The organism is Chryseobacterium sp. C2(2020) (genome assembly GCF_014218915.1).
In the GTDB taxonomy this organism is placed as follows: Bacteria; Bacteroidota; Bacteroidia; order Flavobacteriales; family Weeksellaceae; genus Chryseobacterium; species Chryseobacterium mucoviscidosis.
In genome coordinates this window covers 78,930-100,613 of the sequence record NZ_JACLCT010000003.1, presented here as the reverse complement: position 1 = coordinate 100,613, position 21,684 = coordinate 78,930, and the positions used below count along the sequence as shown (strand labels likewise).

The 21,684-nt window shown below is 36.5% G+C and carries 19 protein-coding genes; 8 read left to right on the top strand and 11 right to left on the bottom strand.

Annotated features, from left to right (window positions below):
- The first annotated feature begins 18 nt into the window (after positions 1-18).
- The 3 genes from H6W52_RS02860 (at position 19) to H6W52_RS02850 (ending at position 3,661) form a co-directional block, all read left to right on the top strand.
- A complete protein-coding gene (locus H6W52_RS02860) occupies positions 19-2,307 on the top strand; it encodes a TonB-dependent siderophore receptor (RefSeq protein WP_116097175.1) in 2,289 nt (762 codons plus the stop codon).
- An 89-nt stretch (positions 2,308-2,396) separates the two neighbouring features.
- A complete protein-coding gene (locus H6W52_RS02855; RefSeq protein WP_116097173.1) occupies positions 2,397-2,912 on the top strand; it encodes a hypothetical protein in 516 nt (171 codons plus the stop codon).
- 158 nt (positions 2,913-3,070) lie between these two features.
- The gene (locus H6W52_RS02850; protein WP_087712244.1) at positions 3,071-3,661 is read left to right on the top strand and encodes a hypothetical protein; all 591 of its coding nucleotides are present in this window, start codon (positions 3,071-3,073) and stop codon (positions 3,659-3,661) included.
- 112 nt (positions 3,662-3,773) lie between these two features.
- Here H6W52_RS02850 and H6W52_RS02845 read toward each other — a convergent pair whose 3' ends face one another.
- Positions 3,774-4,409 carry a peroxiredoxin gene (locus H6W52_RS02845; protein WP_076390844.1) on the bottom strand — a complete coding sequence of 212 codons (636 nt, stop codon included), beginning with the start codon at positions 4,407-4,409 and terminating at the stop codon, positions 3,774-3,776.
- A gap of 100 nt (positions 4,410-4,509) precedes the next feature.
- Between H6W52_RS02845 and H6W52_RS02840 the strand changes: the two genes are divergently transcribed.
- Positions 4,510-5,391 carry a mechanosensitive ion channel family protein gene (locus tag H6W52_RS02840; protein WP_116097171.1) on the top strand — a complete coding sequence of 294 codons (882 nt, stop codon included), beginning with the start codon at positions 4,510-4,512 and terminating at the stop codon, positions 5,389-5,391.
- 51 nt (positions 5,392-5,442) lie between these two features.
- Here H6W52_RS02840 and H6W52_RS02835 read toward each other — a convergent pair whose 3' ends face one another.
- The 8 genes from H6W52_RS02835 to H6W52_RS02800 all read right to left on the bottom strand — a co-directional run bounded on the left by H6W52_RS02835 (position 5,443) and on the right by H6W52_RS02800 (position 13,744).
- Positions 5,443-7,650, bottom strand: a complete 2,208-nt coding sequence (locus H6W52_RS02835) for a reprolysin-like metallopeptidase (RefSeq protein ID WP_116097169.1) — start codon at positions 7,648-7,650, stop codon at positions 5,443-5,445.
- 17 nt (positions 7,651-7,667) lie between these two features.
- Positions 7,668-8,045 (bottom strand): hypothetical protein, encoded by a 378-nt coding sequence (locus tag H6W52_RS02830; protein WP_116097167.1) that lies wholly within the window; start codon positions 8,043-8,045, stop codon positions 7,668-7,670.
- 151 nt (positions 8,046-8,196) lie between these two features.
- Complete coding sequence (locus tag H6W52_RS02825) at positions 8,197-8,688, bottom strand: hypothetical protein (protein ID WP_116097165.1); 492 nt, start codon at positions 8,686-8,688, stop codon at positions 8,197-8,199.
- 115 nt (positions 8,689-8,803) lie between these two features.
- Positions 8,804-9,994, bottom strand: coding sequence for an ADP-forming succinate--CoA ligase subunit beta (sucC, locus tag H6W52_RS02820; protein ID WP_076390839.1), 1,191 nt, complete (start codon positions 9,992-9,994; stop codon positions 8,804-8,806).
- Positions 9,995-10,187: 193 nt separating this feature from the next.
- Positions 10,188-11,138, bottom strand: a complete 951-nt coding sequence (locus H6W52_RS02815; protein ID WP_116097163.1) for a hypothetical protein — start codon at positions 11,136-11,138, stop codon at positions 10,188-10,190.
- Between the two features lie 90 nt (positions 11,139-11,228).
- Entirely contained in the window at positions 11,229-12,152 is a 924-nt protein-coding gene (locus tag H6W52_RS02810) for an alpha/beta hydrolase (protein ID WP_116097161.1), read from the bottom strand.
- An 81-nt stretch (positions 12,153-12,233) separates the two neighbouring features.
- Positions 12,234-12,860 carry a leucine-rich repeat domain-containing protein gene (locus tag H6W52_RS02805; protein WP_116097159.1) on the bottom strand — a complete coding sequence of 209 codons (627 nt, stop codon included), beginning with the start codon at positions 12,858-12,860 and terminating at the stop codon, positions 12,234-12,236.
- Positions 12,861-12,970: 110 nt separating this feature from the next.
- The gene (locus tag H6W52_RS02800) at positions 12,971-13,744 is read right to left on the bottom strand and encodes a carbonic anhydrase (protein ID WP_087712224.1); all 774 of its coding nucleotides are present in this window, start codon (positions 13,742-13,744) and stop codon (positions 12,971-12,973) included.
- A 189-nt stretch (positions 13,745-13,933) separates the two neighbouring features.
- Here H6W52_RS02800 and H6W52_RS02795 point away from each other — a divergent pair, with 189 nt between their 5' ends.
- The 4 genes from H6W52_RS02795 to H6W52_RS02780 all read left to right on the top strand — a co-directional run bounded on the left by H6W52_RS02795 (position 13,934) and on the right by H6W52_RS02780 (position 19,554).
- Entirely contained in the window at positions 13,934-14,611 is a 678-nt protein-coding gene (locus H6W52_RS02795; RefSeq protein WP_087712222.1) for a TetR/AcrR family transcriptional regulator, read from the top strand.
- A gap of 10 nt (positions 14,612-14,621) precedes the next feature.
- Entirely contained in the window at positions 14,622-16,295 is a 1,674-nt protein-coding gene (locus H6W52_RS02790) for a peptidase domain-containing ABC transporter (RefSeq protein WP_116097155.1), read from the top strand.
- Between the two features lie 5 nt (positions 16,296-16,300).
- A complete protein-coding gene (locus tag H6W52_RS02785) occupies positions 16,301-17,617 on the top strand; it encodes an HlyD family secretion protein (RefSeq protein ID WP_116097153.1) in 1,317 nt (438 codons plus the stop codon).
- 383 nt (positions 17,618-18,000) lie between these two features.
- Positions 18,001-19,554, top strand: a complete 1,554-nt coding sequence (locus H6W52_RS02780) for a TolC family protein (protein WP_116097151.1) — start codon at positions 18,001-18,003, stop codon at positions 19,552-19,554.
- Positions 19,555-19,595: 41 nt separating this feature from the next.
- Here the strand turns inward: H6W52_RS02780 and H6W52_RS02775 are convergent, their stop codons facing one another.
- Together H6W52_RS02775 and H6W52_RS02770 are read right to left on the bottom strand one after the other, a co-directional pair.
- The gene (locus tag H6W52_RS02775) at positions 19,596-19,982 is read right to left on the bottom strand and encodes a DUF423 domain-containing protein (RefSeq protein ID WP_116097149.1); all 387 of its coding nucleotides are present in this window, start codon (positions 19,980-19,982) and stop codon (positions 19,596-19,598) included.
- 151 nt (positions 19,983-20,133) lie between these two features.
- On the bottom strand, positions 20,134-21,462 hold the full coding sequence (locus tag H6W52_RS02770; RefSeq protein WP_116097147.1) for a hydroxymethylglutaryl-CoA reductase, degradative: 1,329 nt from the start codon (positions 21,460-21,462) through the stop codon (positions 20,134-20,136).
- Positions 21,463-21,684: the final 222 nt, after the last annotated feature.

Genomic DNA, 21,684 nt, shown 5'->3' with positions numbered 1-21,684 from the left:
AAATAATAATAGACTATCATGAAAAAGCAGCTAGCCACAATAGGATTAGTATTCGCAGCCCTTTCTTTGGACGCGCAGATGAAATACGTTGAAGCTGATACCATTAGAATCCAGACTATTGAAGACGTTAATCTTCATAAAACCGGAAATCCCAACAAGGCAAGACCATTATCTACCAAGTCTAATCTTACGATGATGGAAACTCCTCAGCCGATTGCCATCGTTACTCACGAAATTATTGAGCAGCAACAGGCAAAACAACTGAGTGATGTTCTGCAGAACGTTAACGGAATCTATGTAACTTCTTCCAGAGGAAATTCTCAGGACAGTTTCGGAGGACGTGGTTTCATTCTGGGAAATGACAATATTTTCAAGAACGGTTCCAGAGTTAACAGCGGTGTTTTCCCGGAAGTCAGCGGACTGGAAAGAGTGGAAGTTCTTAAAGGTGCGAATGCAATGCTGTACGGAAATACGGCTGCAGGTGGTGTTATTAATATGATTACTAAAAAGCCTAAATTCAACTTTGGCGGAAGCGTGGGGATGAATGCGGGAAGCTGGAATTCTTATAAACCGACAGTAGATCTTTATGGTCCGCTTTCAAAAAATATTGCTTTCCGTGTGAACGGAGCGTATGAATATGCAGAAAGTTTCAGAGATGTGGTACAATCTGAAAAGTATTATTTCAATCCTTCATTTTTATTTAATTTAAGCGACAGATCACAGATCATCGTTGAGGCAGATTATCTTAAAAATGATTTTACTCCGGATTTCGGAATTGGTTCCATCACGCAGCGTGACGGATATACTTACCAGATGAATAATCTTCTTCCGAGAAATGCTTTTTTAGGAACAGATTGGCAATATCAGAATATAGAGCAGGTTACTACCAATGTTACCTTCAATCATCAGTTTAATGAAAGATGGTCTTTAAACGCTACGGCATCTTACCAGAATTACACGAAAGATTATTTTTCTACGGAAAGAGTACAGTGGGGATACGAAAAATCAACCGACAGGCTTTTCTGGAAAAGACCTTTGAACAGAACGTATAACGAACAGAATTATACTTCGGCACAGGTAAATTTAAATGGTGAATTCAATACAGGAAAAATAAACCATAAAGTGTTATTCGGGTCAGATGCAGATTATGGAGTTGGAGATTCTTATACTTACTATAATCCAACCAACAGACTGGCTTACGGAAACAGCTATCTGTATGGAACCAACGGAAACAGCAATGGTATTCTTTATCTGGACAATCCTGATTCCTGGGCAAACGGAAGTGCTCCTGCTGCTGAAAGGTTAGAGAAAAACAGAATTAATACGAGAAGAATCGGAGTGTATGCTCAGGACTTCATTAGTTTAACCAAAGAATTTAAAGTTATTGCAGGGTTGCGTTGGTCTTACATTGAAAATATGCCCACGATCAACACAAAATTTAAAACGGTTACAAGCGGTTTAGTGAATCTGAATTCCACGACGGGAAAATCGCTGGTTAATAATTCATCGTCATCCGATCAGGCAATATCTCCGAAATTAGGTTTTGTTTATATGCCGAATGATAATTTTTCAGCATTTGCAACCTATACAAACTCTTTTGTTGCCAATGTGGGAAGATTAAGAGACGGAGAAGCTTTAACGCCAACCAACATCGATCAGTATGAAGTGGGTGCCAAAAAGAATTTCTGGAACAATGCTTTAGCGGTTAATCTAACGGTTTACCAGATTTTATACAGAAATTATTATCAGAATGCATTGGATGATAAAGGAAATCCTGTAGATCCGACAGGACTTACCAAAGATTTTGCAGGAAAAATGAGAAGTCGCGGAGTTGAGCTTGATATTACAGGAAATCCAACAGAAAATTTATCCATTATCGGAGGTTTCTCTTATAACAATTCTGTATATCTGGATACTCCGGAAGCTTTCGGATATGTAGAAAACCAAAGACTGGTAAGAACTCCTGCAACTACTGCGAATGCTTCGGTATTTTATAAATTCACAAAATTCGTTCCGGGCTTGAAAGTGGGAGCCGGAGTATACTACATCGGAGACAGACTTGCCGGATGGAATGATACCAAAACAGGAGCCAACAGTCTGCAGCAGAGAAACGGGGTAAGCAGAATTTTCGAATTAAAAGATTACACAACGGTTTCTTTATCAGTTGGCTACGACTGGAAGAAATTCTCTATTCAGGGGAAAGTCGGAAACCTGTTTGATGTAGAGAATTACACCGTTCACGAAAATTATTCCGTGAACCCGATTACGCCGAGAAACTACTATGTTACATTAACGTATAAGCTGTAAAAAAGAATCACAATAATTTCTTCATGTAAAGTGGGAATTGCAATTTTGCAGTTTCCACTTTTGAAATTTTAAAAACAAAAACAATATATATGGATAAGATTAAAGACACAAGAAGTTTTATGAGAATCACGCACCGTTATCTGGGCTATTTCCTTGCCGGAATAATGGCTGTTTACGCAGTAAGTGGTGTTTTGTTAATTTACAGAGACACCGATTTTCTGAAAAAAGAAAAAAAGTACGATAAAGTCGTAGAAAAAAATCTTGATGAAAAAGCATTAGGAAAAGAATTGAGAATTAAAGGTCTTGAGGTTGAAAAAACAGAAGGAACAGTTTTAAAATTTAAACAGGGAACTTATGATGCTGCAACAGGACAGGCAAAATACACGAAGAAAGAACTGCCATTTGTACTGGATAAAATGACGAAACTTCATAAATCGCAGTCTAAAGACAGGCTTTCTCCTTTAAATGCTTTTTTCGGATTTTCTTTATTCTTTTTTGTAATCTCAAGTTTCTGGATGTTTAATCCTAAAAGCAAAGCTTTCAAAAGAGGAATGGTTTTCACCGTTGCAGGTCTTGTAGTATCGATTATTTTGCTTTTAGTATAATTTTAAAGCTAAAAAAAGCTCCTTTCCATCGGCATTTCATAAGAGTTATACCTTATTTGTTATTATCATGATTTCACTACCTATTGATTAGAATGGCACATTTATTGATTTTCTGAAATCACAAATGATATAACATTAAAATATTAAAATAATAAATTATGAAAAAGTTAATTTTTACAGGAATAATGGCAGTAGCCGGCTTGGCGGGAACAATGAATGCACAGATCCAGAAAGGAAACTGGTTGGTAGGTAGTAGCTTAATATCCAGTAATTTCGGTTTAAATACTGGTGGTGGTTATAACATTGCTATTCAGCCTAAAGGAGCATACTTCATTGAAGACAACGTAGCTGTCGGTGGTTATGTAGATTTAGGATTCAATAAGGTAACTAACGGTTCTCCTACAGAATTTACGTATGGAGTGGGTGCTTTAGGACGTTATTTTCTTTCTCCGGGAGAAAAAGGTGTAGATAACTTACTAAACCACGGACGTTGGTTCTTAGAAGGAAATGCAGGGATCGGAGGAAGATCTGTAGAAAATGCAGACTCTACAACAGGTTTCGATTTCGGAGTAGGTCCTGGTTATTCTTACTTCATTACCCCAAACATTGGTCTTGAAGGTTTAGTAAAATACAGAGGAAGAGCAGGATTTGGTAGCGAAGGTTTAAATTCGAATATTACATTCAATTTAGGTTTCAGCATCTACCTTCCTACATCTAAAGCAAAACAAATCGCAAATGATGTAAAGTAAGATTACGATCCAATCACTTCACATTCACATATACACTACAATTGAAATCGCCTCGAAGTTTTCGAGGCGATTTTCGTACAAATTAAAACTAAACTATAAAAAATCAAATAAATCATGTATTCGGTTGTGGCGTATATCTCAGATACGGCTTTATTTCTGTTACTCCTTTCGGGAAAATTTTTCTGGCATCTTCCGTAGAAATTGAAGGCGGAACAATTACATCATCTCCGTCTTTCCAGTTAACAGGAGTAGCAATTTTATGAGAATCTACCAACTGAAGAGAATCCAGAACCCTCAGAATTTCATTAAAATTTCTTCCGGTAGAAGCAGGATAAGTAATAATAAGCCTTACTTTCTTTTCCGGATCGATAATCAGTAAAGAACGAACGGTTGCCGTTGCAGAAGCGTTCGGATGAATAAAATCATACAATTCAGAAATTTTTCTGTCTTTGTCTGCGATAATCGGGAACTGAACTTCCGTATTCTGTGTTTCATTAATATCTTTAATCCAGTTTTGGTGATCTTCTACTCCATCCACACTCAGGGCAATTACTTTGGTTCCTCTTTTATCAAATTCTTCCTTCAGTTTTGAAGTATACCCAAGTTCTGTGGTGCAAACCGGAGTATAATCTGCGGGATGCGAAAACAAGATTCCCCAGGAATTTCCTAAATATTCGTAAAAATTAATATCTCCGGCAGAAGTTTCTGCCTGAAAATCGGGTGCGGTGTCTCCTAGTTTAATTGACATAATATTTTGCTCTTATTAGTCTACAAATTTAGTAGAGTTTTTGGAACTGGCAAAATTTTTGTTTAAAAATTATATCTTTAATCAAAAAAAATTTTAATTCATGGAGAAAAGTGGTTTAGGCTATATTGATGTTGTATATAATGTAATACAGAACTGGTATGTAAAATTTGCAGAAATTACTCCAAAACTTATTGTAGGGATTCTTGTATTTTCTTTCTTCTTATTCACCAGTAAATATCTCAGTCAGGGTGCTGTAAAACTTTTCCATAAATTTTTCCCCAAAAGCAAAAAAGAAAGCTCACTGGTTACGCTAATCAGCGTTTTCAGATTCCTGATTATGGTAATGGGAACATTTATTGCGCTGGAAATTATGGGTTTCAGCGGTTTCCTTTGGAAATTCATCGGTAGTTTGGGTGTTGCAGGGGTTATTGCAGGGGTTGCCCTGAAGGATCTGGTTTCCAGTATATTCTCTGGAATGCTGATCGGAATTGATAAAGCCTTTAAAGTAGGAGATTATATTACGATAGGAACACACTCCGGAACGGTACAGGAAATTGGTTTTTTAACAACGAAAATTATAACGGACGACGGTAAGAAAGCTTACATCCCGAATCAGGTGGTTTTTAATGCTCCGTTTTACAATATTACCGCATCCCCTCAGCGAAGAATTATTTTGAATTTCGAAATTCCTGCCGATGAAGATATTTCAAAAGCACAGAAAGGTATGCTCGACATCATCAAAAATCTCGAAAATGTAGATAAACTCGATACTGCAGAAGTTATTTTTACAGATCTGAAACAGGGCGTTTTTAATATTCAGGCTAAATTCTGGATGAAAGTGGGTGCGAATATGGTTCAGCTTAAAAGTGAGGCTTATTTGAAGATCAAACAGCGCCTTGACAAGGACGGAGTTCAGCTTGTAACGCCTACAAGCATCAATATTACGAACGGAGATCATTTAATCAACGAAAATCAGGACTAAATAAAAAGCAACCAATTAATGGTTGCTTTTCTGTTTTTATGAATCAGTAATTTATTTTTTGATGATTAATTTTTCTGTGATTTTTTCTCCATTTTCCAAAACCAGAGAGATCAGATAATTTCCATTCATCAGATCATTAACTTTTACTTGAGTTTCACCTTTGAAACTGCCTTCTTTAATTAATCTTCCTGATGCATCGTAAAGAGTATACTCTGCTTTCTGAGAAGAATTTTTAAGTCTGATATTAACTACATCATGAGAAGGATTCGGATAAATCGAGAAGTTTTTCACATTGGCTTCTGCCGTTGCGAGAACAACCTGAGTAATTGAGAAACTTGTTGTATTAAGTGCATAGTAAATATTTCCTACCGCTTTCACCATAATTCTTGCAGACGAAACATTTTCATTAGGCAGCGTAACATTAGCTGAACCATTGTTCGGAACACTTGCTGCCAACACAGTAGGGAACGTTAATCCTCCGTCTTTAGACAGCAAAATAGATACATTCTGAGTGTTGATGGTTCCTGTATTGGTTCCTGCAACATTCCATGTAACCGGAACGGAGGTATTTCCGTTATAATTTGTTCCTGTTGTTGCCTGTGAAGTTACCGTGAAAGGTCCGTCGTTGGTAACCGTTACCACCATTACATCTCTTGCTGCCTGATTTCCTGTTGCCTTATTATCATTCACCAAAAGAGAAAAATTCAAAGTTCGGGCAACACTTGGGGTAACTTCCCATTTCGGAATCAAATTATTCGCCACAACGGAACTCAGCACCGGAAAATATCTGGACGGAGAAACCGTTGGAGTTAAAGAACGGTAAACCGGTCCCACTGTTCCGGTAGAAACCGGAGGCTGTGTATTGCTTGTATTATCATATTGTTCCCAAAGATATGTTAAAGCATCTCCATTCGGATCTGTTCCCGTTCCCGTTAAAACAAAAGCGGTACTTTTCGGAATATTGTAATCGGCTCCTGCATCTGCGGTAGGAACTCCGTTATTGTTGTTAATTTTGGCAGCACAATCTGTCCCTCTCTGCAAAACAGCATACATTTCAATTACACTTGCTGCATGAAAGTAGGGATCACTGTTATTCTGCACATTATTGGTAGCTCCGCAAATTCCCGCATAAGCCATAATCGTAGATCCGCTTCCCGGTTCGTAAGCTGTTGCGTTATTGAAGTTCCCGGCGCATGAAGAAGTTGCCGCTCTGAAGGTGTGGTTGGCTCCAAACTGATGCCCTATTTCGTGCGCAACATAATCGATATCAAAAGGATCTCCAATCGGAGCTCCCGAACCTGTAACACCTCTTGCTTTACTGCTGGAAACACAAACTACTCCCAATCCTGCCAAACCGCCACTGTTTGTTCCGAAAACGTGACCGATATCGTAGTTTGCAGATCCGATAACCGCCGTTGTATTGGTCTGGTTTTCGTTAATCATGCTGCTTGGATTGCCATTGGTAAAAGGATCTGTTGTTGCGTTGGTATAAACCAACAGATTATTATTGGCAATCATAACCATGGTTGTGGAAATTGTTTTTTCATAAATTCCGTTTACTCTGGTCATCGTTGTCGCCATTGCTGCCATTGCCAAAGAAAGTGTTCCGCCATGAAAAGAAGTATATTCTCCTGTCGCAGAAAGAGCCAGTCTGTAGGTTCGGAACTGTCCGTCCGAAACCAAAGGGGCTTTATTCGTCGTACCGTTATTTTTTAAGTTATCCAGTTCGCTTTCGACATGGCATTCAAAAAGTCGGTCGTTTTTCGGGAGGTCTTTTCTTTTGTATAAGATAAATGCCGAGTTGTCTTTTGTATAACTGTCGAGATAGCTGACTTCCCAGTTATCAAAATACATCACACTGATTCCGGTAGAAGGAGTCACACTGAAACGGATTGAATTTTCCGGATGACTTTTCTGCCAACCGATGTAGGAACGGATTTCAGGGAATTTTGCCTGTAATTGCGGCTCCATTACAGAAGCTTCCTGAACGATGTAATCTCTTATTTTCCCATCAGAATCCGGAAATTTAACAACAAGGCTTTCATCTCCCGAAAAACGTTGTGGTGCCTTTTTAAGATCAGCTTTAATTTTTTCCAGATCAGCCTGATATAAAGAAAAATTATTGGGAGTCGTCCATCTCGGGTTCAGGTTTTCCCGTTCTATCTTTGTTTCTTTTAGTTTTGACCAGTAGTTCTGCTGACCAAAAACCTGTGCCGATACAATCAACAGGCACGAGACGATAAAGGTTTTAGTTTTCATAACAGTAATTTTATATATTAGTATTGAATGGTTACTTTTTTAATAAGCAAATTTTCATTGAGTTTTAATAAAATATCGGGTGGAATTCTGCTTTTCTCATTAAAATCCGGATTGTTGAATTCTTTGACTTTTATATAAAGTGTATTTTTATCGAAAGTAATCGCCTCAATTGAAACATCATTAGAGTTTTTCAGGCGGGGTTTTACGACAATATATGTTTCGTTTTCTGTAAGAGCAGGAATTGGAGAAAATCTGTTTCCTTTATTTTTTTGATGAATGATTTTAAAAATTTCATCCATCTTTTGCTGAGAATCGATAAGGAGAAAATCTTTACGGATTAAAGTAAATGGATAATGATTTTTGTCTTCAAACTGAATTTCTTTTCTTGGAGACATTACTTTATTGCTGGCAATTTGAGATTGACAAGTAAGAAATAAAAAGAGAAAAAAGAATAAATACAATCTCATTTTAAACCTTTCTTGTAAAGATAATGATTTTATAATGAATAACTTATTTAATTATCACACTTTCTTTACATTAAATTGTTTATTTTTTTGAACCTGCATCTTTGGTAATGATACTGTCTTTTTCAGAGATTTTTACACAGGAATCGCTTTCATTTATTTTAGCCTCGCCGATGACGTAATTTTTATTTTCAGGGATAGAATCTTCTTCAATCATCACAAGACCTGTGGTTGCAAAAGATTCTTCCTTCGGTTTTGAGCAGCCGGTTAAAAATAAAATAATAGAAAGAACGGTTAATACAATTCTGATATTTTGAAAGTGAACAGGAATATATTTAAAGAATCGAGTTCTTACCTTTTCAGATTTATTATCGGTATTTAACTGATGATCATAAAATCTTCCGCAGATTTCATCATCCTGTTTTTCATCAAAGATTTGTAGAATTTCGTTGGATTGTTTCTGTGTAAAATCAATTACACATTTATTGCAGACAGAACAGAATCGTCCTTTTTCCTGCGGAGACATCATCTCCCAGTTTTCTGAACACGGATTCGGAATGTGTATGTTTTTCATGGTATATTAAGTTTTTTCAGCTACAAATTACAAAAGATATTTAATTTGATGAAAAAAAGAAAAAACCGTTCCAAAAAAAATGAAACGGTTTTAATGTATTTTAAAAATTTCAGTCTTATGCTAAAACTTCTTTTACTTTGTTTGCTGCTTCTTCCAAAGTAATTGCAGAGTGAACCGGAAGACCAGACTCATCAATTAATTTTTTAGCTTCAACTGCGTTAGTTCCCTGTAATCTTACGATCAATGGAACCGGAAGGCTACCCATTGCTTTGTAAGCGTCTACAACTCCCTGCGCAACTCTGTCGCATCTTACGATACCTCCGAAAATGTTGATTAAGATTGCTTTTACATTCGGATCTCTCAAGATGATTCCGAAAGCCGTCTGTACTCTCTGTGCATCTGCAGTTCCACCAACGTCAAGGAAGTTTGCAGGGTTACCACCTGATAATTTGATGATATCCATTGTTGCCATTGCAAGACCTGCTCCGTTTACCATACAAGCAACGTTACCGTCTAGTTTTACGAAGTTAAGACCCGCTTCACCAGCTTCTACATCCATCGGATCTTCTTCTCTTGTATCTCTAAGCTCAGCTAAATCTTTGTGACGGAACAATGAGTTGTCATCTAAAGTTACTTTAGCATCTACTGCAATAATTTTGTTATCAGAAGTTTTCAATACAGGGTTGATTTCGAAAAGAGATGCATCAATTCCTGTATACGCATTGTACAAAGAACCGATGAATTTTACGAATTCTTTGAAAGCATTCCCTTCAAGACCTAAGTTGAAAGCAATTTTTCTAGCCTGAAAACCTTGAAGTCCCAAAGCAGGATCAATGATTTCTTTGTGGATCAAATGAGGTGTTACTTCAGCAACATGCTCAATATCCATCCCTCCTTCAGTAGAATATACGATTGTATTTTTACCTTCAGCTCTGTCTAAAAGAATAGAAACATAAAATTCTTTAGTTTCCGTTTCTCCCGGATAATATACATCCTCTGCAACCAAAACAGAATTTACTTTTTTACCTTCAGCAGAAGTTTGTGGAGTTACCAACTGCATTCCGATGATGTTCTGAGCGTTTTCTTTAAGTTTATCCATGTTTGGAGAGAACTTTACACCACCCCCTTTACCACGGCCACCTGCGTGGATCTGAGCTTTTACAACCCATCCCTGTGCGCCTGTTTCAGCAGTTAGTTTTTCAGCAGCAGCTACAGCTTCATCTACGTTGTTTGCAACGAAACCACGTTGGATAGCTACTCCATACTTTGATAAAATCTCTTTTGATTGATACTCGTGAAGATTCATATTATTTTTATTATTTTATTTTAATAGTTAAAGGTTGACAAATTTAATAAAAACAGATGAATTATCAACTTTTATTTTAAAGAAAGCAATGTCTGTAAGGATGCTTTTTATCAGTTTAATAAAATCTAAATTACCCCAAAATTATATTGTAATTTTGCCTTTCCTAAAATGTTGTAGCCAAAGGCAACTGTACTTATTTTCCAAAAATATTTTTAAAAATTTTACCGAAAAAACCGTCCTTCTCTGTTGCGGCATTCTTAACAGGTTCTTTTTCATCAGGCGAAAAATCAATTTTTATTTCATTAAAAATCTGCGCTCTGTAACTCACTCTGGCAACACTTTGAAACTTTTCTCTGGAAATACTGGAAACCGAATCTTTCTCTCCGTTTTCAAAATTATCTATTTCTATATAATACTCCAATGCCTGCAATGCTTCGTTTAAAAGGTTTTTTACTTCATTAATCGTTTCTGCTCTGTTATCGAATAATCTTCCCAAAACTTTAATTCTTTCCCTTCCCAGATTCATCAGGTAAAGTTCAAACTTATCTTTAAGAAGAATCTGCATTTCATTTTCTGCCGCGTTAAATTCAAAGTCCGGGTTGTGTTCTACTTCCATATTAAAAGCCATCAGAAGCGCCAGAAAAGTAAAATTGAGGATTTCACCGTTGATGCCGCCTTTATCAGTAAAAAAAGTTCTTGTGAAAGGATAAAAATGCCAAGAATCATATTGAGGATCAATCGCATGGAGCAGTTTCATGTGTGCGGAATGAAAAACATCTTCATTTTTGGTTTTCACACCGTTCTGTATCACAAAACCATTTGAAGCACATCTTCCTCCGAAACAGTCTACTTCAATATACACCACTTCCAGATTTTCATTTTTCTTAGAAAATTCAACCGCATGATTTTCAGATTCAGAATAATAATCTTCAACCTCATCCTGATTCCTGAAAAACTGATCTGGAAACTGTTCAAAAGAATATTCCTTAAATTTGTTATTCGCCTGACAGACAATTCCTGTGAAAGGTGTAAAAAATTCCCTGATATTGTAAAACTTAAAATTTTCAGTCAACCTATTTTTCAGATCTTCTTTCTCAGATTCCTCATTAATTTTAATAATAATATTGTATGTTCTGTAACTCATGTGTTATTAATTTCATTTAAATCTCAAAGATGCATTGATTTTATTAACAATCAAAATTCAAGAATACTGATTATTGAAAATACTGCTTATCTAAAATTCTCTTTCAAGAAGAAACTCCAAAGGCTTCGAAAGTCTTTTTGCCCATGCTTCCTCGCTGTGATTTTCACCGGGAAAGTATAACGTTTTCCAGTTCTTTTCAGAATATCCATGTTTTCTGATGATTGCATCCGCTTTTTTCTGAATTTCAGGATACAGCGCATCCAGAGTCTGATCTCCGCAGTCAAAATAGATTTTGTGAGTTTTCGGATCGGGTAAATTTTTATCTAAATAGCGTAAGACAGACTCCGGAAAAGGATTGTTTTCATTGGTAAAAGTTCCGGTCCAGTGCGTAGAAAGACAGGCTGCTCCGCCAAAAACCTGAGGATATTCGCAAATGGCATAAATGGAGATCAGTCCGCCCATGCTGCTTCCTGCAATAAAAGTATGAGATCTGTCTTTAAAGGTTGAATATTTTTTATCAATCAAAGGCTTCAGTTCCTTCACCAAAAACTTTAAATAATTGTCTGAATTGGGAGAAAACTTTTCATTGGCTCTTCCTGCTTTTTTCAATTGATGATTAACGGTATCTTTTTCCACTGCGGATAAAGTTTCAAAAGGTTTCTGCGGAAAATAATCAAAATGCCTCATCTTGGAGTCGTTCCAGATTCCTACGACAATGGTATTCTGTATTTTTTTAGATTTAATCAGTTTCGCAACAGCTTCATCCACGTTCCACGATTGCTTGTTCCAAGTGAGATCAGAGTCGTAAAGCATTTGTCCGTCCTGCATATACAGAACAGCATATTTTTTAGATACTGAATAATTTTCAGGAAGCCATACATCGATGTTTCTCGGTGTTACAAACTGAGATTTAAAATCCGATATTCTTTCAATCTTTCCGCTGCTCACTTTCGGAATCTGCGCCTCAACTACGGAGAATAGAGCAACCACAACAACTAGCAAAAATCTGTACATCTTATATTATTTATCACAAAGATAATTATTGTAAGAGATGATTATTTTTTATCTTTTATTCTGATATAAGGCGTTTTGTTTTTAAAATATTAAAAGTGTTCCATACTGAGAATTAAGCCTGTCAATATCACTTGGCACAAACAAGTTATCATTGAGATAGATATTTTTAAGGTTCTTCATTTTACTCTTGGGAAGATTAAAATCCTTAAGTTGATTATCGTTCAGATAAACTGATTCTAAATAGTTCAGTTTCCAAAAATTAGCAGGAAGTTTCTTTAATCCGTCGTTTTCTATATGCAATACTTTCAGATTTTTCATATTGCTGATCAGATCAATATTTTTAGAGAGATCAATATTTTTTTCGTCATTCAGAAACAATTCTTCAAGATTTTTGAGCTGAATAAAATTGGAAGGCAGCACCCTGAAATCATTACCACTCACATCCAAAACCTTTAATTTAGATAAAAAGCCGATCTCATCCGGAATTTTTTTGAGGTGGAGATCTTTCAGACTTAGATATTCCAGATTCTTAAATTTTTTCCAGTCGACATCTTCTATATTTTCTGTTGCCAGATTCAGATTAAGTCTCAATACTTTCTCAGGATTTTCATTGGCTTCTTTAATATTTTTAAACTCATACCTCTCCTGAGAATTAATCATTATTCCTATGAGCAGGAAAACAAATGTCAGTTTTTTTAAAATCTTCATTTTGATAAGTTTTAGTTAAACAAATGCGGGCTGTAGATAAAAGTAAAAGTATATGAATCAAAATTAAATATGAAAGAAAAATTCAGCCCGCATACAATGTTTTCAGTTATTTATTTTTTAGCTTTGGGAAGATTCACAAGCGTTTCAGGTAAAAACTCTACTTTTCCTGTATGGATATCATATACAGCTCCCACAATTAGTATTTCTCCGTCTACATATTTTTTGTGCAGAATAGGATCTAAGTCCCGTAAAGAATTTACCTGATCTATTACATTCTGACGGACTGCATTATTTACCGGATCACCGTGCATATGAGAACTTTTAACGGCTGCAGGTTTTATGTCATTTATCAAAGTAACAATATGTCCCGGAACATTTTCCGGTCTTTCCACCGCGGCTGCAACAGCACCGCATTCTGTGTGTCCCAATACAACGATTAGTTTGGTTTTTAGCTTCAACACCGCAAACTCCATACTTCCGTAAGATGCCGCAGCCGAAACCTGACCTGCCGTTCTGATGATAAATAAATCCCCTAAACCTTGATCGAAGATCATCTCATTGGGTACTCTGCTATCTGAACAGCCTACAATTATAGCAAAGGGAGCCTGACCATTTTCCAGCTTTTTAATAGTCTCATAGTTTTGTCGGGGTTTTATACTTTTCCCTTCAATAAATCTCTTGTTTCCGCCTTGCAGTTTTTTAAGACCCAGTCTTGGATCTGCATAAGCAGAATCACGATTAACAATATAATGTTCTGCACGCCACTTCACAGAATCCACAACTTTTGCCGTTGTTTTTTTATTTTTCTGCGGTTTTGTTACCTGCGCGAATGAAAAGGTTGGGAGTGCAAAAAAAGCAAAGAGTAATAAAAAAATTCGTTTCATTTTTTCAATTATTTAATTGCCTACTTTTTAATACGGTGTTCGGCTTTTCCGTCTTTCATGTTTTCATAAATACAACAAAAACTATACCAAATAATAGTATTACTATCACCAATAATAATGTAAATATTTATGGTATGGGTTTTGCTTCAAAAAACAATAGTTGTAAATTTGTAATACTAAAAATGAAAAATGGAATTTCAGGTAAAATTTAAAGTCAACGAATACTTATATCTTAAAGATCCCGAAAACAGCGAGATCGGACGTGCCATTGTAAAAAATTCAATAGAACTGATCTACGAGACCGGTTTTGAAAGTTTTACTTTTAAAAAATTAGCCCAAAAGATCAATTCAACAGAGGCAACGGTTTACAGATATTTTTCTTCAAAGCATAAACTTCTTACCTATATTCTCAACTGGTATTGGTCTTACATTGAATTCATTTCCAAACTGAGGCTTCAGGAAATTAAAGAACCTCAGCAAAAAATGGAAAAAATCCTCGAAATCATAACGCATAACGATGAAACCGATGATAAAATAGAAGATTATGATCTTACAAAACTTCACAACATCGTTATTGCAGAAAGCAGCAAAGCTTATCTGGTAAAAGAAGTGGACGAAATCAATAAAGAAATGGTTTTCAGCCCGTTAAAAAGTCTCTGTGCATTTATCGGAGAAATCATTGCAGAAGCAAAAACAGATTTTCCTTATCCGAAATCACTTGCGAGTACCTTACTGGAAACCGCTCACGATCAGCAGTTTTTCAGCGAACATCTTCCGAAACTTACCGACAATCATATTGACAGAATAGATCATAAAAAATATGTTTTGGATTATCTGCGTTTTATCACCTTTAACCTAATAAAATAATAAAACACAAATGGAAACTTCTCCTAAACAGCACGGTTACAACCTTTTCAAATACGTCACCAAGGAAAAGAAAGATGTTACCAACATTTATTTTTACGCCATCCTGAATGGTCTTGTTCAGTTAAGCGTTCCGCTGGGAATACAGTCTATCGTCAGTTTTGTAATGGGGGCAACCATGGCAACTTCTATTTATATTCTGATCGCTTTTGTAGTTCTGGGAACCTGGCTTGTCGGCTATTTCAGGCTGAAAGTAATGCAGATCATAGAAAAGATTCAGCAGAAAATTTTTGTTGAATTTTCCCTTGCTTTTGCCGAAAAACTTCCGAAAGTGAATCTTTCAGCGACACGAAAATATTATCTTCCCGAACTGGTTAATCGTTTTTTCGATACCCAGAATCTTCAGAAAGGTATTTCTAAAATCTTACTGGAAATTCCAACCGCGCTCATCCAGATTTTATTCGGAATCCTGCTTCTTTCCTTTTACCATCCGTGGTTTTTGGTGTTCGGAGCTTTGGTGGTGATCTGTGTGGTCATTATTTTCAGATTCACGATGGAAAGCGGAATTAAATCCAGCATCGAAGAAAGCGACAAAAAATACGAAGTAGCTTCCTGGATTGAAGATATTGCCGCATCTATCAAAACATTTAAGCTGAATTCAAAAACAGGAGCACATCTTTCAGGAACCGATGAAAGAGTGGTAAAATATCTCGACGACCGAACCTCACACTTCCGCGTTCTGGTTTTCCAGTATAAAACCATTATTGCCTTTAAAGTCATCATTACTTTGGTGATGCTCGTTATCGGAACTTACCTTTTGGTGAATCAGCAGCTTAACATCGGAGCGTTTATCGCAACGGAAATCGTTGTTCTGAGCATTATGGCGGCTGTGGAAAAGCTTATCATCAGTCTGGAAAGTTACTATGACGTGATTGCAGCTTTGGCAAAACTGAATAAAGTAACCACGCTTCAGGAAGAAAAATTCGGGGAAATTACCTTCGATCAGAATAATGACGGTTTTGAAGTTGAATTTAAAGACGTAAATTTTGCGTTCAACGATCATCACAAGATTCTGGAAAACATCAATTTTAAGATTCCTGAAAATAGTTTAACTGTCATTTCAGGGCAGCTCGGCGCAGGAAAATCTTTACTGCTGAATATGATGACCGGATTTTATGATCCCACTTCCGGAAGTATTTTATTTGATAAAATTCCTTTAAAAAATATTGATAAAGTATCGCTAAGAAGCCAGATCGGGATGTACCTGGAAGACATGACGATAATTAAAGGAACGGTTTACGAAAATATTATTCTCGGGCAGCATGAAACCTCCGCAGAACAGATTCTGGAAATTGCCGAAGAAATAGGCATCGAAGATTTCTCCAGCCAGTTCAGCAACGGATTCTTTACCAACATTAGCGAAACCGATACGGAAATATCCTTCAGCTCTAAAAAGAAAATTCTTCTTCTGAGAGCTTTGGTAGGCGAAAGAAGACTTTTAATCCTTGAAGATCCTTTAGACGGAATGAACGATGAATTCAAAACAAAAATGATGGAGTATCTTTTAAAACTGAAAGAAAAAACAACCATTATCATCGTTTCGGAAAACAAAAATCTAATATTGGAAGCCGATCAGCATCTTCAGGTAGAAGACGGAAATGTGAAAAAATTATTTAACAAAAACTAAAAGAGATGGAACTGCAGTCAGTCAATAAAATATACCACATCCACAAAAAATCAAGGGTTAAAAGATGGTTTCTTTTCATCCTGATTGGCGGAATTATCACTCTGTTTTTACCGTGGACACAAAATATTAAGGTAATGGGAAATGTGAGTACCCTTTATCAGGAACAGCGACCACAACAACTAAATTCGCCGATTCCCGGAAGAATTATCAAATGGTACGTGAAAAACGGAGATTATGTAAAAAAAGGCGATACTTTGCTTCAACTTTCAGAAGTAAAAGAAGATTATCTGGATCCGCTTTTGGTGAAAAGAACCGAAATGCAGGTAGAAGCCAAAAAAGGCGTTAGAGACTATTACGAAGCCAAAGTAGGAACCACCAATAGTCAGTTGCAGGCTTTAAATTCCGCCAGAGATTTAAAATTGAGTCAGCTTAAAGTAAAAATCAGCCAGCTCAATAATAAATTAGCCGGAGAAGAAGCAGAACTGGAAGCAGCAAAAAACGAGCTGAGAATGAGTTCCGACCAATACGAAAGACAGAAGAAAATGTATGATGAAGGTTTGGTTTCGCTCACCCAATTCCAGCAGAGAAGTGTTTCTTATCAGAATGCTTTAGCCAAAAAAACGGCAACCGAAAATAAACTGGCGCAAACACGACAGGAAATTGTGAATGTAAGCATCGAACAGAATGCTACCATTCAGGATTATAATGAAAAACTGAGCAAAACGGAAGGAGAACGTTTCCAAAGTATGGGACAGATCGAAGGAAGCGACGGCGATATTGCCAAACTCGAAAATCAGGTTGCCAATTACCGCGCAAGACAGGGTTTGTATTTTGTGATCGCTTCTCAGGACGGACAGGTTGTGCAGATCAATAAAGCCGGAATTGGCGAAATCCTGAAAGACGGTGAAAGCATCGGAATCATTGTTCCGGAAAAAGTAGATTATGCCGTAGAAATTTACATTAAACCTGTCGATTTGCCTCTGGTAAAAGAAGGACAACGTGTAATGTGTATTTTCGATGGTTTTCCGGCAATTGTCTTTTCTGGTTGGCCGAATTCCAGCTACGGAACTTTTGCAGGAAAGGTAATTGCGGTAGAAAACAACATAAGCGCCAACGGAATGTTCAAAGCCTTGGTAATTCAGGATAAAAATGAAAAACAATGGCCTCCGAAAATTAAAATGGGAACCGGAGTTCAGGGAATTGCGATTCTTAATGACGTTCCGATCTGGTACGAATTGTGGCGAAACATCAACGGATTCCCGCCGGATTATTATGAAGTAAAAACCGAAAAATCTGCAAAAGATGAAAAGTCTAAAAAATAATCTGACTTATCGTTACAGGCAATATTCAGAAATCAATAAATGGAGTTTATTTTTTATCAATAGCGTCGGGCTTTAGCCCGATATCAACAGGGGCGTTTTACACAGGCTTTGGCTAAAGCCAACTAAATCGTTCTATTTGTGAATGGGCTAAAGCCCAATCCTATTGATCATTTTAAATTTTACTAATTTATATTAACTCTAACAGTAGAGGCAGTTTAGTTCATAGATCCTTCGACAAGCTCAGGATGACATTTCTGATACTAACTGATTTATTTAAATACTGTCAGGATGAGCTTAGTTTATCCTAAGCCTGACGAAGGAAAGCCTTTTTTATTAAAAATAAAATTAAAAAACAACGCAAAACTCATAATAAAACTTTGTTTATGAATTACTTACAATTTATTTTTGAGTATTTTTCCCACTATACTGGTGCAGCCCGACCTGAGTGGAGCTCTTTTGTGAGGAGGAACGACGAGCAAAAAGCGGGAACGGAGGGCGGAATAGCTGCCCAAATAAATAAAAATATGAATGTTGCTTATGCTAAAAAAATAGTTACCATACTTCTCATTCTGTTTGGTGTTCAGTTTTCTTTTGCGCAGGATTCTCTGAAAATTTCGCATCAGGAATTTCTGAATATTGTAAAGAATTATCATCCGCTGGCTTTCAGATATCAGCTTCAGAATAAAATTGCCAATGCAGAAATTACCAAAGCAAGAGGAAATTTTGATCCGGTACTTGCAGGAAAACTGGGGGAGAAAAATATTGACGGAACAAAATATTACGAACAGCGAAATGTAGAACTCGGCATTCCGACGTGGTACGGAATCGATATTACCGGAAGTTACAATTATCTGGATGGCGAAAAACTCAACAGCAGCGAAACAAAAGGAGGTTTATACCAATTCGGAGTTACGATTCCTTTGGCAAAAAATCTTCTGTACGATAAAAGAAGAGCCATGCTGGATCAGGCAAAGTTCGGATTGAAAATGACGGAAGCCGAACAGACTGTTCTTACCAACGAGCTTCTCCTGGATGCTGAAAATACGTATTGGGAATGGGTTAAAAACTATGAAATCTACAAATTGCAGAAATCTGCGGTAGAAATTAACCGAAAAAGACTTAATCTTACCAAAAAAACGTATGAATTCGGGGAAAGACCGGCAATTGATACAGTAGAAGCCTCTTCGCAATTGCAGAGTTTTGAGCTTCAGGAAAGAGACGCTTATTTAAGTTTTGTGAAAAGTACGCAGGAACTTCAGATGTATCTTTGGAAAGAAAATCAGGAGTTTTATGAAATTTCAAAGCTTATTTTTCCATCTTCGGGTCTTGATGAGCATTCCGGATATACGGATTATGAATTTCTGGTGCAAAATTTAGAATCGAAACAGCTTCAGAATCACGCTTCACTGGAATATTATTTTCAGAAGCAGAATATCCTCGAAAGTGAAAAAAGGCTAAAATGGCAAAGCTTCCTTCCAAAACTGGATTTCACATATAATTTTTTCAATAAAGAAAATTACCGTGCCGATTTTCTTCCTTTGTTTGATAACAACTTTCAGTACGGACTGAAACTGGAGATTCCCATATTTCAGAGACAGGCAAGAGCAGATTATGAAATTGCCAAGCTGAAGATTTCTCAAAACCAACAGGATTCTCAGCTTAAAACCCGTGAACTGAGTACGAAAATTGAAACCTATAAAAATGAAGTGAATAATTATTTCACCCAGATTGATATTTCCACCAAAAATCTGAATAATTACCAAAGGCTTCTGAATGCTGAAGAAACGAGGTTCAGCAATGGGGAAAGTTCATTATTCCTGATCAATTCCAGAGAAAATAAATTATTGGATGCACGGGAAAAAAATATTGAACTGAAAGCCAAATTCCTGAAAAGCTACAATAAGCTGAAATGGCTGAATGAAAATTTTTTGAGGTAATAAAAAAGGAATTCTGACCGCAGAATTCCTTTTTATTTTGATTAACCTTTCATCTTTACGAAATAGAAAATCAACAGAGTCCAGCTCAGGATCATCAGTAATCCTCCAAGCGGAGTAATCGGTCCGAGAAATTTCAGGTTCATCCCGAAATAATCCTGCATACTCAATCCGTAAATACTGAATGAGAAAAGCATCGTTCCGAAAATCATAAACCACGAAATCCAGTTCTCTGTTTTGGTTTCAAATTTTAAAATGTAGCCTGCAATTAAAAGAAAAAATGCAGCATACATTTGATATCTCACTCCCGTTTCAAAACTTTCAAGTCTTTCCACAGACAATATTTTCTTCAAAGCGTGCGCTCCGAAAGCTCCCAGAATAACGGAAAGCATCCCGTAAACAGCACCGAAAATTAATGTTATTGTTTTCATTTATAATTTAAAATCTTGAATATTAATGATACGAGTCCGATTCCGATAAAAATCCATGCGAATTTTTTATTCTGAGCGAACCCCGGATTTTTGGTCAGTTTCAGAAAAATTCCAAAACCCAACATAAAAGCAGCTACAATAATTCCAAACATTATTGTCCTCTCATTCGGTTAAACTCATTGATCACTTCGTGATGACTCACCGTTTTATCTTTGAAATACGTCACAAAATGTTGTTTTTCTTCTTCTGTTGCGCCCAATTGGTTCAAAATATTCAGCAAATGCATTTTCATATGCCCTTTCTGAATTCCAGTCGTCACCAAAGATCGTAACGCTCCAAAATTCTGAGCCAGTCCGGAAACCGCCAAAATACTCATCAGTTCCTGAGCAGAAGGTTTTCCAAGAAGTGCCAAAGAGAATTTTACCAAAGGATGAAGATTCGTTAAACCGCCAACAACCCCTACCGAAATCGGAAGATCGATCCAGAATCTGAAAATTCCGTTGTCTGTTGTACAATGTGTGAGAGAAGAATATTTTCCGTTTCTCGCTGCGTAGGCGTGAGCACAGGCTTCTGTTGCACGGAAATCGTTTCCGGTAGCAATTACAACCGCATCTACTCCATTCATAATTCCTTTATTGTGAGTGGTCGCACGGAAAGGCTCAATTTCAGCAATCGTTACCGCCTGTTTGAATTTCCATGCAAATTCTTCGTTGGAAATTCCACTGTCGTCTTTCAGATCTTCAATTTTACAGGAAACTTCAGCTCTTACGATACAGTCCGGAGTAAAATTGGACAGAATATTCATCACGATCTGTAAAGAATTCTTTTCTTCCTGAGAAAAATCCTCGCTTGTAGCCACTTCCTGCTTCAATGTTTTTCCGAACTGTTCCAGACAGGAATTGATAAAGTTGGCTCCCATCGAATCTACGGTGTCGAAACTTGCTTTCAACTGATAATAATTCGCCATTTCAGACGTTTTATCAACCAATTTGATGTCTAAAATTCCACCACCGCGTTTTCTCATATTCGCCGTGATGTCTTCCGTAGCCTCCAGTAATTTTTTCTTCAGTTTAAAATTAAAAAAATGAAGCAGCTTATGAGATTCAACATTAAAAATAAAGTGGGTATGTCCCAGTTTTTCGTTGTTGATGATCGTTGTTTTAAAACCACCTTTATCGATCCAGAATTTTGCTGCCTTGGAAGCTGCTGCCACTACAGAACTTTCTTCCACTGCCATCGGAAGCGCAAACAGTTTTCCGTCGATGAGAAAATTCGGAGCAATTCCGTAAGGCATATAGAAATTGGAAATGGTGTTTTCAGAAAATTCGTCGTGAAGCTTCTGCAAATCAGCATTTTCGTTCCAGTATTGGTTTAATATATTTTGATATTCTTCGTTTCCTTCAAGATACTCGTTTACGAGCCAGTCGATTTTCCCCTGTTTTGTTAATTTGGAAAAACCTTCAACGGGTTTATGATTCATAACATAAATTTAATGAGCGTAAATATACTAAATTTGTCACTTTAAACTGTTGATAACTTCTATCAAAAAAGATTGACATTTATCAATTTTGGAATTAAATTTGAACGGAAAATATAAAATTTTAAATCTAATTAAGTTTATTTTTTTAAACGCTTAAGTCACATTAGAATTAAATAATTCAAAAATAAGAACACTTTAGTTTTTAAAATCTTTGATTTTCTT

Coding starts and splice junctions, on each gene's coding strand:
- H6W52_RS02850 (WP_087712244.1), top strand. CDS start 3,071: ATGAAAAAGTTAATTTTTACAGGAATAATGGCAGTAGCCGGCTTGGCG.
- H6W52_RS02800 (WP_087712224.1), bottom strand. CDS start 13,744: ATGAAACGAATTTTTTTATTACTCTTTGCTTTTTTTGCACTCCCAACC.
- H6W52_RS02770 (WP_116097147.1), bottom strand. CDS start 21,462: ATGAATCATAAACCCGTTGAAGGTTTTTCCAAATTAACAAAACAGGGG.
- H6W52_RS02860 (WP_116097175.1), top strand. CDS start 19: ATGAAAAAGCAGCTAGCCACAATAGGATTAGTATTCGCAGCCCTTTCT.
- H6W52_RS02795 (WP_087712222.1), top strand. CDS start 13,934: ATGGAATTTCAGGTAAAATTTAAAGTCAACGAATACTTATATCTTAAA.
- H6W52_RS02840 (WP_116097171.1), top strand. CDS start 4,510: ATGGAGAAAAGTGGTTTAGGCTATATTGATGTTGTATATAATGTAATA.
- H6W52_RS02825 (WP_116097165.1), bottom strand. CDS start 8,688: ATGAAAAACATACACATTCCGAATCCGTGTTCAGAAAACTGGGAGATG.
- H6W52_RS02775 (WP_116097149.1), bottom strand. CDS start 19,982: ATGAAAACAATAACATTAATTTTCGGTGCTGTTTACGGGATGCTTTCC.
- H6W52_RS02855 (WP_116097173.1), top strand. CDS start 2,397: ATGGATAAGATTAAAGACACAAGAAGTTTTATGAGAATCACGCACCGT.
- H6W52_RS02830 (WP_116097167.1), bottom strand. CDS start 8,045: ATGTCTCCAAGAAAAGAAATTCAGTTTGAAGACAAAAATCATTATCCA.
- H6W52_RS02810 (WP_116097161.1), bottom strand. CDS start 12,152: ATGTACAGATTTTTGCTAGTTGTTGTGGTTGCTCTATTCTCCGTAGTT.
- H6W52_RS02780 (WP_116097151.1), top strand. CDS start 18,001: ATGAATTACTTACAATTTATTTTTGAGTATTTTTCCCACTATACTGGT.
- H6W52_RS02805 (WP_116097159.1), bottom strand. CDS start 12,860: ATGAAGATTTTAAAAAAACTGACATTTGTTTTCCTGCTCATAGGAATA.
- H6W52_RS02845 (WP_076390844.1), bottom strand. CDS start 4,409: ATGTCAATTAAACTAGGAGACACCGCACCCGATTTTCAGGCAGAAACT.
- H6W52_RS02835 (WP_116097169.1), bottom strand. CDS start 7,650: ATGAAAACTAAAACCTTTATCGTCTCGTGCCTGTTGATTGTATCGGCA.
- H6W52_RS02790 (WP_116097155.1), top strand. CDS start 14,622: ATGGAAACTTCTCCTAAACAGCACGGTTACAACCTTTTCAAATACGTC.
- H6W52_RS02785 (WP_116097153.1), top strand. CDS start 16,301: ATGGAACTGCAGTCAGTCAATAAAATATACCACATCCACAAAAAATCA.
- sucC (WP_076390839.1), bottom strand. CDS start 9,994: ATGAATCTTCACGAGTATCAATCAAAAGAGATTTTATCAAAGTATGGA.
- H6W52_RS02815 (WP_116097163.1), bottom strand. CDS start 11,138: ATGAGTTACAGAACATACAATATTATTATTAAAATTAATGAGGAATCT.